This window comes from Paenibacillus plantarum, from assembly GCF_013141695.1.
Classification (GTDB): domain Bacteria; phylum Bacillota; class Bacilli; order Paenibacillales; family NBRC-103111; genus Paenibacillus_E; species Paenibacillus_E plantarum.
The window spans coordinates 161,151-178,809 of the sequence record NZ_WHNY01000006.1; the positions used below are offsets into that span (position 1 = coordinate 161,151).

Consider the following 17,659-nt stretch of genomic DNA (forward strand, 5'->3'; position numbering starts at 1 on the left):
CTATTCATGTACGTACTAGTTTTTAAACACCTGCATAGGAATGCAGTCCTGCTATAACTAAGTTCACACCTACTAATGTAAACATAACGACGATAAATCCAATTACGGTTAACCAAGCGGATTTCTTACCTTGCCAACCTTTTGAAAGGCGTAGATGAAGGAATACTGCATAGAATAACCAAGTTATCAATGCCCATACTTCCTTCGGATCCCATCCCCAGAAACGACCCCATGCTTCCTGAGCCCAAATCATGGCGAAGATGAGCGCCCCCAGGGTAAAGATCGGATAGCCAATCGCAATTGCGCGATAACTGATTTCATCCAGATCTTCCGCATCCATTCCTTTCACGATCGGACCAATCGCTGCTCCCAATGGTTTACGAGCCACTAGGCGTGCTAACCAATATAGAATGAGACCACCAAGAATGGACCAAATGACGGTGTTTAATTTACGACCTGCACTAGCCCCTTCCATCCAGGATGGCGCTGTAAATAAGGGTTCAGACATGCCAAGGAATGACTTCATCTCTACGACGTTCATTTCATATGGCTGCACAATTGGAGGCAATACATAAGTTTCTGTTGTATGGTTGGTTTCCTGTACACCTTGTGCATTCGTAACAATCACATCTTTGGAGAATACAGCTTTGTAGCCTGATCCATTGAATGTAAAAATCGAGGCAATAAATGCAACGAGCATAAGAATAAAGAATAAGGTAAGCTCAACACCTCTTTGTTCCTTCTTATCAGTCTTCGTCGTCCCTGTATAGTCAACGGATCGAAGCAGATACATTAATCCACCGGCAAAACCAACGGCAAAGAAAGCTTCTCCGGTAGCCGCAGTTGTTACGTGAATCTTCAACCAGTAACTCTGCAACGCAGGAATCAATGGTTGTACTTCACTTGGGAAAACGGAAGCATAGGCAATGATGATAAAGCCAATCGGTAGTGCGAAGACGCCAAGTACCGGAGTTCGATAAATGAGATATACGATCAAGAAGGCACACATGATCATCATCCCTAAGAACGTCATAAATTCATACATATTGGAAGTAGGGATATGATCCCCTTCAGCCCATCGTGTGAAGAAGAATGTCACATGACAAGCAAACCCGACAACCGATGTAATAAAAGCAACGAACCCCCATTGCCTCGTATGGTCTTCCGGCTTCCGGTTGCTCCACCTTTTACCCGTAATCGATAGAACAAACAGGAAGAATGCGAGCAAATATACAAAAAAAGCGATGAGTAGAAAGGTACTGCTAACAGAGTTTACATTCACCCCTGGTTTCCTCCATTTGCTAATGTTTTCGGTAATACGTCTAGATCATTCTTATTCAGCGCTGCGGCGACTTCATTGCGAAGTCCAAACCAGTTCTTGTTCGTATGGCCGCCGAGCGTCAACTTGCCCCCATCAATTCGAATCCAAATGCGTCGATGCTGCCAATAGAAGCCCATAATGACACCGATCATAAAGATTGCAGAGCCAACCCAGATGTATGGCATAGCTTTATCCACTCGAATGTTCAAGTATGTCGTATAATTGGCAAATTGAACGCCTTCCATGGAGCCAACCGCAATCTTCAGCTTCTGGCTAATCGCACCGTTAATGGTATCTTGCGAGAACGTTTCCTTATCGATTTGTCTCGGGAAATACAGATAAGGTTCCCCTTTTTCAGCTAGCCCCGGTCCCGTTATGCTAAAAATAAAAGCTGGTGCCTTCGGCTCATTCGATTTGGAAATCGGTTGACCCTTCTCGATGCCAAACTCAGGGAAGAAACCTTTCAACGTAAGGGTATATGCACCTACTTGATAAGATTCTTTAGGATTATTCATAGGTAGATCAAAGCTGCCATAAGTCTCACCCGTAGTAGGATTGCTTAATGTAGGCTTCACCGAGATCAGCAGTGGTGTTGCTTTGTAATCAAATTGATACGCTTGCAAACCCTTGTAATCCAATGGATGATTCACAATGATATTGGCCTTGTGAACTTCCTCCAGAACGGGCGCTTCTGCCCCATCCCCGCAATTCGCGGTACAATGATACAAGACAGCTTGCGTTTCATACGTCTTCGGAACAATCTGACCTTTGGCTTTGATGCTTTCAGGAAGCTCTTGTTCATCGTACAACGTGAGTGTAAATTTCTCATTCTTGATGTAATACGACGTATGCGGGATGGGCTTGGTTTCACCTTCAAGGATGCTCATGTATTGATCCATATGCCAGCCGGGAATCCCGCGCATGAGCACACCGATTAAGAAGATAATGAGTCCAATATGATTGATATAGGGCCCCCAGCGGCTAAAGCGATATTTCTCAGCAAGCAGTGCAGAGCCATCGGTATGTATACGGTAATTCTTTTTACGCAAAAGCGTGCCCAGCTTGTTCGTCCAAGCGATTTCATCCGTTCCCGCAGGCAAATCTGTAACAAGTGTGACATTTTGCCTAGTCAAAAAATTGATATGTTTGCGAATTTGCTGCTTGGACAACGCCCTATAAAGGGGAAGTACACGATCCAAACTGCAAATGACAAGCGAAGTACCAATCATGAATAGCAACGTGATGAACCACCATGAGCTGAAGGTATGAGAAAAGCCAAGAGCATGATAAATATTTCCTAGTTGCCCATAGTTTTCGCTGTAATATTCAGATGGATCCATGTCTAGAAAGGTATTCTCTTGCGGAAATATCGTTCCAACAGCTGAAGCGAGTAATGTAATGAAAATGATCCATACGGCTATTTTCACTGAGGAGAAGAAATTCCAGACTTTATCGAGCAGAGAAGGATTTGATTTCTGAGAACGTCTGGCCATCCCATCATAGCGCATTTCCAGTATGTCTCTGCCATCGATATCGATCAGCGGATTCCCACAGGATTCACACAGCGTAGTCCCTGTGGGGTTCTGATGTCCGCAATCGCATTTGGTATTGTAGAACATGATGACCTCCTAAAAACGTTGAACATGCGTACGACTTATCAATTACGATTTAGTGACCAAGCTAGAAATCGTCTCATCGATAAATGACTCTTCCATTTGGCCAATTTTTTTCACAGCAATTTTGCCATCTGCCCCGATGAAAAAGGTTGTTGGATAGTCCATAACGCCATATAATTTACGAACAACTTCATTGGCATCCAACAGTACTGGCATATTTAATTTGTATTGCTCCATGAAGCCCTGAACCGTTACTTTATTCTTGTCCACATTCACTTCTAAGAAAACGACACCTTGGCTCTTCCACTTATCATATTGCTTCTGAAGATCAGGCATTTCTTCTTTACATGGTGGACAAAATGTACCCCAGAAATTCACAAGCACAACCTTCCCTTTGTAATCAGAGAGCTCGTGCGTTTGACCATCTAATCCAACCAAGGAGAAGTTAGTTGCTTTCTCCCCTTGCTGCGGGTACTTCTTGCTTGCTGAAGCAGACAAATTTGTAATAATCGTAAACACACCAATAATGAGCACGATTGCAAAGATCCCAATCTGTACCCACTTCTTATTACGACCCAATGTTAATCACCTTCGCTTTGTCGACAATGTTAGTTTTGGTATATCGATTTATACCCTTATTATAACGAAAAGAAGGCCAATTCTTATTGGCCTTTTTGAACGTTATGTGTCCTTAGAGCTTCGTTCCTAAGCTCTTCAACCTCTTTGGGCGTCAAGTGGCGATACTTCGCTCTTGCCAGGCCTGTTAAGAAGATGGGACCGAATTTAATCCGCTTTAATTTGATTACCGGGAACGAAATCGCCTCAAACATCCGTCTGACTTGGCGGTTTCTTCCTTCATAGATCGTGATCTGAATGACGGACTCATTCTTCTCCATATTCACATCTGCGTACTCGACTTCAGCAGGCGCAGTCATACCATCTTCTAACTGTATGCCCATTTTGAGCTTATCTAATAACGTGCCGTGTGGCACTCCTTTGACAGTTGCTTGGTATGTCTTCGGTACATGATGCTTCGGATGTGTAAGCAAATGTGCAAACTCTCCATCATTCGTTAGAATGAGCAGGCCTTCCGTATCGTAATCCAGTCGACCGACCGGATATACACGCTCTCTGATCCCTGGCAAGAAATCAGTGACAACCTTACGTCCTTCGGGATCCGTTGCACTCGTTATAACACCTTTGGGCTTATTTAAAATGACATAGATCTTCTTCTGTTGACCTATCGCACGTCCATCAACCCTAATTTCATCTTCAGCTGTATTCACTTTCACACCCAGCGTCGTGACGACTTCACCGTTCACTTGCACGCGTCCCGCTGTAATGATTTCTTCACATTTCCGGCGGGATGCGATCCCAGCTTCGGCTAATACCTTTTGCAGTCTTTCCATTATCCGCTTTCACCTCAAGCTAATGATAACGGACTTAACCACAAATCTCAAGCGGCAACCCACAATAACTGACAGAAGGTGACAGAATGATGGCTATTCAAGTGCCATTGCGTGCTTGTCATTTATGAAAACACGACATAACAAATAACAAGAGAAGCGATAAAGCCAACAGCATCTGAAATTAATCCTACTTTGAGCGCATATCCAGCCTTTCGAATCCCTATCGCGCCAAAATAGACGGTTATCACATATAAAGTTGTATCCGTACTCCCTTGTACCGTCGAGGCAATCCGCCCAATCATGGAATCCGGACCAAACTGCTCGATCAAATCCGTGGTAAAAGCTAAGGAACCCGCTCCTGTGATAGGCCTTAGAATGGCTAAAGGGAGCACTTCTGTAGGCACACCAATACTTTCGAAAAATGGCCGCATCCAGCCTATCATCAAGTCCATCGCACCAGATGCACGAAATACGGAAATCGCGACCATCATCCCGACAAGGTGGGGAATAATTTTGATCGCCGTGTCGAAGCCATCTTTGGCACCCTCTACAAATGACTCATAGACAGGAACCTTGCGATACGCAGCGTAAAGGGGAATGAACACAATCATGATTGGGATTGCCCATGCCGAAATAAGTGAAACGAGTGCGTACATGCCTGTTCATCCTTTCAGCGGAGGGATAGGTGAGCGCGATCTGCGATACCATCTATCCACGAATATGGCCACTGTTGTGGAGATGATCGTCGCAATGAGTGTTGTACCTACGATTTCTGCCGGATTCATCGAATTAAAATTCATTCTTATTGCGATAAGTGTTGTCGGGATTAAAGTGATACTTGATGTATTGAGCGCAAGCAGTGTGGACATGGCTGTACTTGCTTCATCTTTGTTAGGATTTAGCTTTTGAAGCTCCTGCATTGCTTTAATCCCCATCGGGGTGGCTGCATTACCTAAACCAAGGATATTAGCACTCATGTTCGACATGATATAACCAAGCGCGGGATGATTCTTTGGAACACTTGGAAAAAGGAAACGTACGACAGGCTGAAGAAGTTTTGCCAACTTGTGCAAAATACCTGCATCTTCTGCAATACGCATCATGCCCATCCAGAATACCAGCACACTAATTAATCCGAAGCATACGGTAACACCATTCTTCGCCCCATCAAATGCAGCTTGTGTAACGGATTCTACATCGCCATTGATAGCTGCGACGAGGAAACCAACGACGATAAAAAATAGCCATATCCAATTCACCATAGGTCAGCACTCCTTACAACTTGGCTTACGTCTTTGACATTAATCCGCCCATATGGAGCCCGAAATATTAAATAGCCCCTGTACTAGCATTCTGCAGATATAACTATACTTTGTCAGCAAAGTCTCTTTATATGGACTGCTCGATTGATAGGAGAATGTTGCTTTCTCCGGCACTTGCATCAATGGATTTGCTGGATCATAGATCGGTATCGTTTGTATCAGATTATTGTTTAATGATATTCGCAGTGCACCGCGTTCAGCTAACCGATACTCCGTCGCCATCGGATCTACCAAGCTAACTTGGTGTGTTAAACGTGCGTATTCACCTTCTGCGAGCGGGTACTTGAACGTTCGGCTTGCTACCCAAGGAGTACCTTCGATTGCATCGCCTTTCTTCACCAGTGTCTGCAGCGGGAAATTATTGAAGCCATATTGGAGCAGCTTCGCGTGATCCGCCCAATCATCACCATCATTCAAGGTCACAACGACCAGTTGCTGGCCGTTCCTTGTAGCCGATGATACTAAGCAGCGCTTTGCGAGCTTGGTATAACCTGTTTTGACCCCATCTGCACCTTCGAACATGGAAAGCATCTTATTTTTGTTGAGCCAAGAATAATCCCATGCTTCATTTGGATTGGGCACTTTTTTGAGTTTTGTAGATACAATGTCTGCAAATACACTATTCTTGAGCGCATATGCGGTGAGCTTAGCCATATCATTCGGACTTGAGCGATGACCTTCACCTTCGTCCAGCCCGGATGGATTCGTGAAATGGGAATGATCCATCCCCAACATTTTCGCTTTCTCGTTCATCAAATAGACGAATCCTTCTACGCTTCCCCCGATATGTTCAGCGATCGCTGTCGCGGCGTCATTACCGGAGCGCATCATGAGACCATAGAGCATGTCGTGCAGTCGCATTTCTTCTCCAAGCTTTAAGTAGATGGAAGACCCTTCTTTGCCGAAAGCATTCTTGCTGACTTTGACCATGCTGGTGAGGTTGCCTTGTTCAATTGCAATGATCGCCGTCATAATTTTGGTCAAGCTAGCTATACGCATAGGCGTGTCCCCTTTTTCGCTATAAAGCACACGTCCTGACTCCACATCAACAAGCGAAGCACCGACCGCATTCGTATGAATGCTTGGCGGCGCGGCTTCTACATAGGTCCATGGCGCAATTAACAATCCAATCAAGGCACAGCAAATGATGATGAACTGGCTTTTGGTTTTCATTGGTTGGGTTATCCTCCTACACGAGCGAACTTGTACACTTTTGATCGAATCCACTGTTGAAACTTTGTACAAGTATATGCGAGTGGACGAGGGATATGTCCTGAAAACTCCCCAAAACAAAAAGGCCGTCCAGAAGTAGAAAATCTACTTAAGGATCAGCCTTCAATAAAGCAACTTGTCGTTTATGTCTTACCTATTTTATTTAGTTCGCAATCAGTATGCTGTCCAGCCCGCATCCGCTGTAACTACTGTCCCGTTAACAAAGCTCGCATCGTCGGAAGCCAAGAACAAAGCAACCTTCGCAATTTCCTCTGGCTCACCTGCTCGTGGATTTAACCCCATCCCAACCATTGCTCTTTCCATTCCAAAAGGATTTGGTGCATTAATCGTTGTACCGATGTTTGTGCTCACACCGCCAGGCGCGATGGCATTACATCGGATACCAAGATTCGCGTATTGAAACCCAACGTTTTTCGTGAATCCAACTACCGCATGTTTAGATGCCGTATATGCTGCACCCGCTCTGGATCCATTTAGTCCGCCTGCAGACGCAATGTTTACGATGACTCCGCTTTTTCTCTCTGTAAAAATCGGAAGAACTTTCCGTGTTGTCCGCATGACACCTGTTGTGTTAATAGCGAAAACTCGCTCCCACAGCTCGTCCGTAAGGTCTCCAGCAGGGACAAAGTTATCCATAATTCCAGCGTTATTTATGAGAATATCAACGGTACCGTATTCTTTCACAGCCGTATCAATCATTTGTGCAACATCTTCTTCATTCGCAACATTCGCTGCAACAGCAATGGCTGTACCACCTTTTGCTTCAATGCCAGCAACAACCGTTTGCGCCGCTTCAACCCGAAGATCCGAAACGATAACCTTAGCTCCTTCAGCTGCGAACAACTCTGCGATTGCTTTCCCCATACCTGACGCTGCCCCTGTAACGATAGCCACTTTTCCAGAAAGCTTCATGTGTAATTCCTCCAAATGTCATGTATTTTTGTGCGAATATCTCACTGAATTGTGCCTATAGAACTTCTTTCACTTGGAGTATAATAGAGTATCAGAAGTGATACAATCAGTAAAAAACGCTCGTTTGTTAGCTAACGTACAAAAGGATTGATTTTGTTCACTAACGCCAAAAAAGGAATGAACATGAATGTCAGAAATCACTAAAAAAACGGATCGCAGAATCGTTCGAAGTAAAATCGCTCTACGAGAATCCCTGCTGGCACTAATGTCACAAAAGCCCTTTACTTCCATTTCGATTACTGAAATTGTAGAATTCGCCAACTATAATCGAGGGACATTCTATGCCAACTACGAAAGTAAAGAAGATTTGCTTGACGATATCATTTCCCAATTAACGGATCAATTACTTCAATCTTTCCGTGCGCCATATGAACATGTTGAGGTATTTCGTATTCAAGAACTGCCTGCTAAATCAGTTATGATATTTGATCATTTTTATCAAAATTCCTCCATTTATACCACGCTAATGAAAAGTGAAGTACTTCCCAAACTGAAAGAAAAGATGTTTAATGCCCTAAAAAAAATCACACAAGAAGAATTATTCTACCCTGATCAAGACAACGAAATAGATCAAGAACTGCTGAGCATTTACTCTATTCATGCATTGCTTGGCCTTATTTTTCATTGGATTGAAAGTGAATTCAAATATTCACCTTCTTACATGCAGGATCAACTAATCAAAATGATTAACTGGCGTCCCACCTCTGCTAAAACGGTCGTGAGAAGCACTCACGACTAAGGAATCCACATAGAAAAAGCTGTCCTCAAAGGACAGCTCATAATGACAAGAGGCTACACAATAAAATTCTGATTCTCGACGTTAGTAACATTGGTTGAAGCAGCAACTGGTGGCTTCGCTGACATACCTTTGATCATACTCTGAATCTTATCAACGACCTGCGGCGCAGAATCGATGAGACGCTCCAGAATATGCGTTTGATTGTCTAACGGCACGACCTTTACGCCATTCTTACCAACAACCAGGAAAGCAATTGGTGTAATGGATACCCCGCCGCCGCTACCACCACCGAAGGGGAGAGCAACTTTGGCATTAAGTGAATCGCCACGGTTCATTCCGCCTTCGATTTCAATTTCGGAGTCTGTCACAAACTCACTACCGCCAGCCGCGAAACCAAATCCGACTTTGGAGATCGGCATAATGACACTACCGTCTGGCGTTTCAACCGGGTCACCGACAATTGTGTTTACGTCGACCATCTCTTTTATATTTTCCATGGCGACTTTCATGAGGCCTTGAATCGGGTGTTCGGACATCTTCATATTCCTCCTTAGCGTTTTTTCACCATACGTTTCTGGCATCCAAAGCTCAAGCATCAAGAGCTCATAAGAACTATCATGGTTCAGTTCTAGAATGCCCTTCCTAGCAAGGCGTTATGTAAAACTCACGAAGCAGGTTTGAATCTAGCTCTCGCCTTCAATGCGTACTGGACCCAAGTGCGAATGCCTCCTTTGATTTTAGCAGCACGGTATAACAACCGTATCCCAGCTGTGACAGCAAACCATACCCGGATTCGACCGGCAAAACGAAACTCTGTTGCAAACTGCTTTTCATTATATTGCGGTATCACATCAATGCGCGGCTTCGCAATTAGCTTCACATACCGGACTGTAAAGCCAAGCAACGATGACTTGATCCCCCATATGGCTCCTGTCGTTATCGCCGTTTCCGGAGCATCACCAAGCCCTACACGAGTAATCCACTTCAGCTCTGTGCACTCTACTTTAGCTAAGGTCATCTTCATCCAACCGTATAAATTCAGCGTATGCACGAGGACATCTTTCGTTTCCTTGTAAAAGGCGATGACTTTATCCTTGGTAATATGTTCTCTCGTTTCATCCTTCAGCTTGGCGCTTTGTTGGGTCACTTTTTCTGACTTAATTAATATCCCATGGGTGAATCCTTTGAACTGAATGATCGGAATGACATAACGGTATCGTACGAGCCCGAACAACCCTCGCATCTCCACGGAAAGCGTATCATTATCTTTTACCCGGGAGAAATAAAACTCACCGCGCATATAGCTGCATAGCACAACAATAATGGCAATGATGACAACCAAGACGGCCAACCCTACCCACAGCAACACTTACGCCTCCTTAGTCAAAATGAACGAAAAACTCCACGCGCAAGATGAATTCTCGCAGGTGGAGTTAGTATGACCTCTAAAAGGAAATGAAATGCATGTATGGATAAGCTTTAACCTAACATGACCTTATTCGGAGTGCTCGTCACTCACATCGTCCAAGGTCAATTGTTTCTGATCCCCGCTTAAGCGATCGAATAGCATCCGAGTTTCTTCTTCCAAATCAAAACTGCCTTGGAAATTAGCAGAGTCAGGTAATTCTTGGATCGAATTTAAACCGAAATACTCCAAGAATTGTTTGGACGTACCATATAAAATCGGTCTACCCACGGCATCTGCACGCCCGACCTCCGTAATCAAATCCTTACCCGTTAATGTAGCAAGTGCTCGATCACACTTCACGCCGCGGATCTCTTCGATCTCAACACGTGTAATAGGTTGTTTATAGGCAACGATGGATAACGTTTCAAGAGCAGCTTGCGAGAGCGAGGAACGTGATGGCGTATAAGCAAGCCTTTCAAAATACGGAGCATGCTCCGCCAATGTAGTGAGCTGGTAGGCGCCAGCAACCTCTACAATTTGGACGCCGCGCCCTTTACGTTTGAAATCTGTTCGCATATCTTTCAGTAGATCTTTAATTACATAAGCATCAAGTTCCATCACCTCAGCAAGTTGCTTGAGATCTAGTCCTTCGTCGCCAGAGGCGAAGAGAAGTCCTTCAATAATCGATTTCATCTGTTGGAAGTTGAGTGTCAAGGTCCGTTCCCTCCTCTTTGGCTTGAATGACGATATCTTCAAAAAGCTGATTTTGGTAGCATGTGATTTTCTTCATTTTCATCAACTCAAGGATAGCTAGAAAGGTAACGACGATTTCTTCCCGCGTCATCTCATAATCGAATAGCTTGGAAAATAACAGCTTACCACCCTTTATTTTAAGCAAATCAACAACTTCACGAATCCGTTCCTTTACCGAGATCTCATCCCGTCTGATCCGTGCAACTACGTTTCGGTTTGCTAACTTACGCAACGTACGCTGAAAAGCAATCAGTAAATCAGCAACATCTAACCCTTCCACCGGGTTCTCATGAAGATCCGGCAGATATGGTGTTAAATCCTCAGGTTCACGTGTGTAAACGAGGCTGCGCTCCACCTCTTTGTCACGAAGCATATCGGCAATCGATTTATATTTCCGATATTCAATTAGCTTAGCAACGAGCTCAGCGCGTGGGTCTAACGAATCATCCATATCATCAAAATATTCGTCAAATTCAATGACAGGCGGCTTAGGTAGAAGCATTTTGCTTTTGATGGAGAGCAGAGTAGCAGCCATAACGAGAAATTCACTCGTTATATCTAACTCCAGTTCCTGCATCGCTTGTACATACCCAAGGTATTGATCTGTAATTTCTTTGATCGGAATATTGTAAATGTCGAGTTCATTTTTATCAATCAGATGAAGCAATAGATCAAGGGGGCCTTCAAATGCTTCCAACTTATATGTAACCTTCATGTCGTTCTTCCCCTTGTCATAGTGAATAAAGATGCATGATTACCTGTACGGCGTATGGATAAATTCCGCTGAGCGCCCATTGTCCAATTGGGGTCACCATTAAAACGATTACAAGAATAAGTGCTTTGATCTGTTGTCTGTCCAGCCATCGCTGTTTCTGAGTCGAAACAAGCCCTCTCATTATATACCATCCATCAAGCGGATAGAGCGGCAACAAATGAATGAGTCCTATCATTAAGTTAACGATAACACAATATTGTAAATACACACGCCATTGTTCCACGACGAGCGATTCCGAAGCTGCGCCAAGAAGGGCAGGCAAATAAAAGTATAACCACCAAAAAAATAAAACGAGTACAAGATTCGCGAGAGGTCCTGCTAGATAAACAATGGTATGCGATAATTTGCGATTCTTGGGAAAACGGTCAGGATCGACCGGCATTTTCTTCGACCAGCCATATGGCCCGAAGACGATCATCGCCAACCCCAAGACGTCAAGATGCGCCAAGGGGTTAAGCGAAAACCGTTTGCCATCACGAGCTGTTCGATCTCCTAGCAGCCAAGCGACCCCTGCATGCGCTGTATCATGTAGGGTCATAGCAATTAGGAAAGCAAACAGCCGCGGCAGCAGTGTTTCCAAATGGTAATAAGCCAGCATTAGGAAGAGAATTGCTTCGTCAAATTCGCCATTTCAATCGCAGTTACGGCAGCTTCCCAGCCTTTATTGCCTGCTTTCGTACCTGCGCGTTCAACGGCTTGCTCAATGGAATCTGTTGTTAATACGCCGAAAATTGTAGGAATACCTGTTTTCAAGTTAATCGCCGAAACACCTTTGGCTACTTCGCTGCACACATAATCAAAATGCGGCGTTGAACCACGAATAACAGCACCTAAGGTAATGACAGCATCATACTTGCCGCTTTCGGCCATTTTTTGCGCGATTAGAGGAAGTTCAAATGCGCCTGGAACCCACGCGATATCAATTTCACTTTCATCCACACCGTGACGCTTTAGCGCGTCTTGTGCACCGCCTAGTAGTTTGGAAGTAATAAACTCATTGAAACGTCCAACGACGATCCCGTATTTTAAATTTTGCGAAATTAAATGTCCTTCATAAATCGTAGCCATGGTAAGAATCTCCTTTTCTGTTGAAACGTATTTGTTTGTGATTTTGATTAATATACAAAAATTAAATGCCCTTGCCTACATCGATAAAAGTAAGCATGTGGCCAAGCTTCTGTTGCTTGGTTTGCAAATAACTAAGGTTATCTTTCTTGCTCTCCATCTGAATCGGAACGCGCTCATCGACTTCAAGACCATAGCCTTCTAAGCCTTTGATTTTACGCGGATTATTCGTCAACAAACGAAGTTTCGAGATGCCTAGATCTTTGAGAATTTGTGCACCAATGCCATAATCACGAAGATCTGGAGCAAATCCAAGCTTAATATTCGCTTCTACGGTGTCTAATCCCTGCTCTTGGAGGACATAGGCCTTCAATTTATTGATTAAGCCGATACCGCGACCTTCCTGTCGCATATATAATAATACACCATTGCCCTCTTCATCAATCTGTTTTAGTGCGGCATCGAGCTGCGGACCACAATCACAACGATGAGAGTGGAACACATCACCTGTCAAACACTCGGAATGGACACGCACTAAGGTAGGCTTGGAAGGGTCAATGATCCCTTTAACTAAAGCTACATGTTCTTTGTCATCTAATTGATTCGTGTAAGCAATCGCTTTGAAAGTACCGAAATCCGTTGGCAGATCCACTTCAACCTCGCGCTTCACCAACTTTTCTTGTTGATTGCGATACTGAATAAGGTCTTGGATGGTAATGATACAAAGCTCATGCTTCGCGGCAATTTCCATCAAATCAGGCACTCTAGCCATAGTACCATCTTCTTTAATAACTTCACAAATAACACCAGCCGGATACGAATCAGCAAGAATAGCTAGATCAATCGCTGCTTCCGTATGGCCCGCTCTGCGAAGTACACCACCTTTTTTGGCAATCAGGGGAAAAATGTGACCTGGTCTACGGAAATCCTGCGGTTTCGTCGTTGGATCGATTAAACCTTGAATCGTTCTGGAACGCTCATGAGCTGAAATCCCTGTACTTGTATCTGTATGATCAACAGAAACCGTGAAGGCTGTACCGTGATAATCGGTGTTGCGCGCTACCATTGGAGGCAGATCAAGTTCTTTGGCTCTGTCTTCGGTAATCGGTGTGCAGACAAGCCCACGACCTTCTTTAATCATGAAGTTGATCACTTCTGGTGTCGTTTTATCCGCAAGGGCGATAAAGTCGCCTTCATTTTCCCGATCCTCATCATCTACGGCAATAATTACTTTACCTAATTTCAGATCCGTAATAGCCTCTTCAATCGTATTGAACCGAATGGGTTGTGTCATATACACCTCTCCTAACTTACATAAAGCCATTATCTGCTAAAAAGCTTGCGGTCAGCTTACTTTTCTTAGGCTCTCCGTTTCCGTGAGCAGAAGTATCAGAAGGACCGAATTTGAGCAGTCGTTCCATATATTTACCAAGAACATCACATTCAATGTTAACTGTATCTCCAGCTTTTTTGTCATGGAGAACCGTTTGCGCAAGTGTATGCGGGATAATCGAAACGGAAACATCGCTTTCTGTGACATCTACAACCGTCAAACTAATCCCGTCTATCGTGATGGAACCACCTGGAATGATGTAGCGGAATATATGCGGATTCTCCGGTGCGAACCGGTACACAACGGCATTCTCTTCCGTTATACGGGATAGGATCGTTGCTGTGGCATCCACATGCCCTTGAACAATATGTCCGCCAAATCGGCCGTTAGCCGCCATCGCCCGCTCCAAATTCACACGAGTGCCCGATTGAAGCTTCCTTAGATTCGTCTTCCGATACGTTTCAGGCATCACATCAACGGAGAAGGAATCACTGTCATACGAAATGACGGTGAGACACACACCATTAACGGCAATACTGTCCCCTAAATGGACGTCTTCCAGTATTTTTTTGGCGCCAATGGTCAGCACCATGGCTTGCCCTCCACTATGAATGCGGCGCATGTGGCCGATTTCTTCAATAATGCCGGTAAACATGCCACTCCTCCATTCTCTAGCTCTTATACAACGGATAACCGGTTATACAAACATCCGGCCCGAATTGCTCGACACATAAACGGTCGAGCGTTATAGCATCATCCATCTTCGCGTAGCCGTCGAAGTTGATGTTCACAGGTGCTGCCTGGCCCCCGCCGATAATTTTCGGCGCAAACATCAGCACCAGCTTATCAATCAGGCGCCGCTCCAGCATGGCGCCGTTCAAGCGGCCTCCACCCTCGAGGAGGATGGAGCCGATCTCGCGCTCGCCAAGCTGCTGCATGGCGAGCGTCAGGTCCACCTGCGGGCCGTCCCCGCAGGTGAGGACCGTGATGCCGCGCGCTTCCAGCGCGGCACGGCGCTCTGCGGGCGCCTGTGCGCTCGCGAGCAGGATCGTCGGCTGACGATCCTGTTCGGTGAGCACGCGGGCGCCGAGCGGGACTCGTAGCTGCGAGTCCGCGATGATGCGTACCGGCTGCACAGCCGGTACGTCGCCTCGCGTGCTCAGCTGCGGGTCGTCGGCGATGACGGTCTGCACGCCGACGAGGATACCCTGATGCCGATGGCGCAGGGTATGAACAAAAGCTCGCGACTCCGCGGATGTAATCCACTTGCTGTCGCCGGTTTTGGAAGCGATGCGGCCGTCGAGGGTGCTCGCGGTCTTCATCGTCACAAAAGGCATACGCGAGACGATGAATTTGTTGAAAACCTCGTTCAGCTTCGCGGATTCTTCACCTAGCAAGCCTACGCTCACTTCCAATCCATGCGCGCGCAGCTTGGCGATTCCCGTCCCAGCAACTACCGGATTCGGATCCGTGGTAGCCACGACAACACGAGTCACACCTGCTTCGATGAGGCGGTCGCAGCATGGCGGTGTTTTGCCATGATGACTGCAGGGCTCCAAGGTCACATAAGCTGTACTCCCCTTAGCTTCCTCGCCCGCCATACGCAAGGCCAAGACCTCTGCATGCCCCTCTCCGCGCTTCAAATGTGCACCCATGCCAACAATGCGGCCCTCTTTGACAAGAACACAGCCAACTACAGGATTGATTCCCGTTTGTCCAAGTGCGCGCTCTGCCATCTGAAGCGCAAGTCTCATATAGGTTTCGTCATTCAACAGCTCCATGGATGATCACCGCCTTCTTAACTCAATCCTTGATTCTAATGCAAAAAAGCCCCTTCCGCTTACGGATGGGGGCCAGAGATTGTTTAGATAACACGAATAAACTCCTGCTATTACGCTCGTCACATTTTTGATCAAATCAAACAATACCGACGAAGTAGCCCTTTTGGACAGACCTGCCGAATTTAGGTTAATGTGAAAAAATGAACAAGCATGCTAGCGAAATGACATTCGCATTTTCCTTCTCCCATCCAGACTATACTGTCGGTCCCGGAGTTCCACCAGGTCAACCGTAGCGAAGCTGTTGTCAGGTACCGCTAGCTTCACAACGGGTCACGGACTGATCGCAACCATGTACACGTACATGAGTACGAATCACCGCCGGTGTGGAATTTCACCACGCCCCGAAGGTTTTGCATACTATAAAAGAGATTAATAACTAAACCTTAGCTACTAATTTCTTTATTACACAAAAATTTATCACTCACGCATGAAAATTGCAAGGTCTTTTTTCATTTTTTCTGATAAAACTTGTCGGAATTAATGGATTTGGAACTCATCCTTGTTGAATTTACTATGAAATCACTGTTCTAATAACGCAATATCTGAGCAAATCGTTCCTTCATCCCAATGAGGATTCGCATAGCCTGCGGGTGCATTCAGATACGTCAACCAAGCCTTGTCGAAGCCAACTTTCTCCTTGGCCGATACGCAAGCGTTTCGAGGGTCAACTCCTCTGGACACCTCTGTTAAAAGTTCCTTTCGCAGCTGTGAGAATCGTTTGACCGTGCGTTCGAACTCAGCTTCCTTATCGGAATTTATCCCCCCCTGTACCCACTCTCCATCAAAAATAAAAGCATAACCCTTATAAGAAGTAGCTTGCATCTCGATGGCCTCCGTATAATCACGTAAAGCCTGCTCCCTGTATCCGTGCGACTCAGCCCACATGCCACTTACCAATCGATGATACGGTGTAGGTGATTGTGCATAGACGCGCTCAGTCCGTTTGAGTGTATTTTCAACAATCGCGTACGTCTCCGTGAATTCCTGCTGCCACGTTCCCGCTCCAACAGAACCGATTAGCCCACCTGACACCTGAAGCTTCCTATCTCGAATTTCTGCTTTGGATTCACTGGCTAACACAGCTGTTCCCGTGAATGTTTCAAGTTTTCTACCTACCCATGAAGACACGGTATATTCAGAAAAAGTGGTGTGTGCGCCGCTATTCATGGATACCCAAACAATTTCCGGCTTGCTATCACCTGTAAGATCAGCGATGGTCATGACTTTTGCACGGCCGTTATGCGCAGATGAAAAATTCAAATATTGAAGATTGTACTGGTTATTTTCAAAATCAATGATTACCCCATAAGACTTTCGTTCCTGTACCAAACCTGTTTGCTCATCCCGAATATCCTCAACTAGATCAGTTACCCATTCATTCGAAACCCCATCTTGATCTAAATCAGACTGGATGACATCTAAGGCAACTTTCTGAGAATCGTATGGCGATACTCGTATTTGAAGCCATTCCGTCATATCAGGAATAGGTTCAGTTACATGGCTTAGCTCTATTCTAAGCTGTTCCATCAAAGGCCGCCTCACCGTTTCTGAGGGCGTTTTAGCTACATCTACATCAGAGATCAACGAGACATGTTGCGGGCTTTGAACAGTGACTGTCGGCTTCTCTCTTCCTGTCAAAGTGAGTAAACAAAGTATAACCATCCCTATTCCTGTTCCTACATACAGTAACCATTTCTTTTTCAATCCGACATCACCTTTCATACGTATTCCCTTTTTAAGTTTGACGTATCCGCGTTCAGATAGGTTCTGCTTGACTTGATATAACAACTTTTGATGAGTTGGATTGGATTTATCTGTTTTGGAGCATTTGCTGGGGAGTTGGGGCTTGGTAATAGCATTGTTGAGTTACAA

The 17,659-nt window shown here is 45.2% G+C and carries 19 protein-coding genes and 1 riboswitch; of the genes, 1 reads left to right on the forward strand and 18 read right to left on the reverse strand.

The window, feature by feature from the left end; genetic code table 11:
* Positions 1-22: 22 nt before the first annotated feature.
* The 8 genes from ccsA to GC096_RS03270 all read right to left on the reverse strand — a co-directional run bounded on the left by ccsA (position 23) and on the right by GC096_RS03270 (position 7,813).
* Complete coding sequence (gene ccsA, locus GC096_RS03235; protein WP_171628851.1) at positions 23-1,282, reverse strand: cytochrome c biogenesis protein CcsA; 1,260 nt, start codon at positions 1,280-1,282, stop codon at positions 23-25.
* Positions 1,279-2,940, reverse strand: coding sequence for a cytochrome c biogenesis protein ResB (gene resB / locus GC096_RS03240; protein ID WP_171628852.1), 1,662 nt, complete (start codon positions 2,938-2,940; stop codon positions 1,279-1,281). Before resB ends, ccsA begins: the two co-directional genes overlap by 4 nt.
* Before the next feature lie 42 nt (positions 2,941-2,982).
* On the reverse strand, positions 2,983-3,516 hold the full coding sequence (locus GC096_RS03245; protein ID WP_171628853.1) for a redoxin domain-containing protein: 534 nt from the start codon (positions 3,514-3,516) through the stop codon (positions 2,983-2,985).
* A gap of 83 nt (positions 3,517-3,599) precedes the next feature.
* Positions 3,600-4,346: a pseudouridine synthase gene (locus tag GC096_RS03250; protein WP_056614495.1), complete on the reverse strand. Its 747-nt coding sequence runs from the start codon at positions 4,344-4,346 to the stop codon at positions 3,600-3,602.
* Between the two features lie 122 nt (positions 4,347-4,468).
* Positions 4,469-5,002, reverse strand: a complete 534-nt coding sequence (locus GC096_RS03255; RefSeq protein WP_171628854.1) for a spore maturation protein — start codon at positions 5,000-5,002, stop codon at positions 4,469-4,471.
* A gap of 6 nt (positions 5,003-5,008) precedes the next feature.
* Positions 5,009-5,608: a nucleoside recognition domain-containing protein gene (locus GC096_RS03260; protein ID WP_171628855.1), complete on the reverse strand. Its 600-nt coding sequence runs from the start codon at positions 5,606-5,608 to the stop codon at positions 5,009-5,011.
* Between the two features lie 39 nt (positions 5,609-5,647).
* Positions 5,648-6,841: a D-alanyl-D-alanine carboxypeptidase family protein gene (locus GC096_RS03265; RefSeq protein WP_171628856.1), complete on the reverse strand. Its 1,194-nt coding sequence runs from the start codon at positions 6,839-6,841 to the stop codon at positions 5,648-5,650.
* A gap of 213 nt (positions 6,842-7,054) precedes the next feature.
* The gene (locus GC096_RS03270; protein WP_171628857.1) at positions 7,055-7,813 is read right to left on the reverse strand and encodes an SDR family oxidoreductase; all 759 of its coding nucleotides are present in this window, start codon (positions 7,811-7,813) and stop codon (positions 7,055-7,057) included.
* Positions 7,814-8,000: 187 nt separating this feature from the next.
* Here GC096_RS03270 and GC096_RS03275 point away from each other — a divergent pair, with 187 nt between their 5' ends.
* Positions 8,001-8,612, forward strand: coding sequence for a TetR/AcrR family transcriptional regulator (locus GC096_RS03275; protein WP_171628858.1), 612 nt, complete (start codon positions 8,001-8,003; stop codon positions 8,610-8,612).
* Between the two features lie 53 nt (positions 8,613-8,665).
* Here GC096_RS03275 and ytfJ read toward each other — a convergent pair whose 3' ends face one another.
* The 10 genes from ytfJ to GC096_RS03325 form a co-directional block, all read right to left on the reverse strand.
* Complete coding sequence (gene ytfJ / locus GC096_RS03280; protein WP_171628859.1) at positions 8,666-9,148, reverse strand: GerW family sporulation protein; 483 nt, start codon at positions 9,146-9,148, stop codon at positions 8,666-8,668.
* A 128-nt stretch (positions 9,149-9,276) separates the two neighbouring features.
* Complete coding sequence (locus GC096_RS03285) at positions 9,277-9,981, reverse strand: DUF2953 domain-containing protein (RefSeq protein WP_216626013.1); 705 nt, start codon at positions 9,979-9,981, stop codon at positions 9,277-9,279.
* 126 nt (positions 9,982-10,107) lie between these two features.
* On the reverse strand, positions 10,108-10,713 hold the full coding sequence (gene scpB, locus GC096_RS03290) for an SMC-Scp complex subunit ScpB (protein ID WP_056614519.1): 606 nt from the start codon (positions 10,711-10,713) through the stop codon (positions 10,108-10,110).
* Positions 10,697-11,488 carry a segregation and condensation protein A gene (locus tag GC096_RS03295; RefSeq protein ID WP_171628861.1) on the reverse strand — a complete coding sequence of 264 codons (792 nt, stop codon included), beginning with the start codon at positions 11,486-11,488 and terminating at the stop codon, positions 10,697-10,699. Before GC096_RS03295 ends, scpB begins: the two co-directional genes overlap by 17 nt.
* 16 nt (positions 11,489-11,504) lie before the next feature.
* Entirely contained in the window at positions 11,505-12,146 is a 642-nt protein-coding gene (locus tag GC096_RS03300) for a site-2 protease family protein (protein ID WP_171628862.1), read from the reverse strand.
* Positions 12,146-12,616: a 6,7-dimethyl-8-ribityllumazine synthase gene (gene ribH / locus GC096_RS03305; protein WP_057312121.1), complete on the reverse strand. Its 471-nt coding sequence runs from the start codon at positions 12,614-12,616 to the stop codon at positions 12,146-12,148. Before ribH ends, GC096_RS03300 begins: the two co-directional genes overlap by 1 nt.
* A gap of 61 nt (positions 12,617-12,677) precedes the next feature.
* The gene (locus GC096_RS03310; protein ID WP_171628863.1) at positions 12,678-13,907 is read right to left on the reverse strand and encodes a bifunctional 3,4-dihydroxy-2-butanone-4-phosphate synthase/GTP cyclohydrolase II; all 1,230 of its coding nucleotides are present in this window, start codon (positions 13,905-13,907) and stop codon (positions 12,678-12,680) included.
* Between the two features lie 16 nt (positions 13,908-13,923).
* A complete protein-coding gene (gene ribE / locus GC096_RS03315) occupies positions 13,924-14,601 on the reverse strand; it encodes a riboflavin synthase (RefSeq protein WP_171628864.1) in 678 nt (225 codons plus the stop codon).
* Positions 14,602-14,617: 16 nt separating this feature from the next.
* Positions 14,618-15,727 (reverse strand): bifunctional diaminohydroxyphosphoribosylaminopyrimidine deaminase/5-amino-6-(5-phosphoribosylamino)uracil reductase RibD, encoded by a 1,110-nt coding sequence (gene ribD, locus GC096_RS03320; protein ID WP_171628865.1) that lies wholly within the window; start codon positions 15,725-15,727, stop codon positions 14,618-14,620.
* A 232-nt stretch (positions 15,728-15,959) separates the two neighbouring features.
* Positions 15,960-16,140: riboswitch (FMN riboswitch) on the reverse strand.
* 166 nt (positions 16,141-16,306) lie between these two features.
* Positions 16,307-17,491, reverse strand: a complete 1,185-nt coding sequence (locus GC096_RS03325) for a hypothetical protein (protein WP_171628866.1) — start codon at positions 17,489-17,491, stop codon at positions 16,307-16,309.
* Positions 17,492-17,659 lie beyond the last annotated feature (168 nt).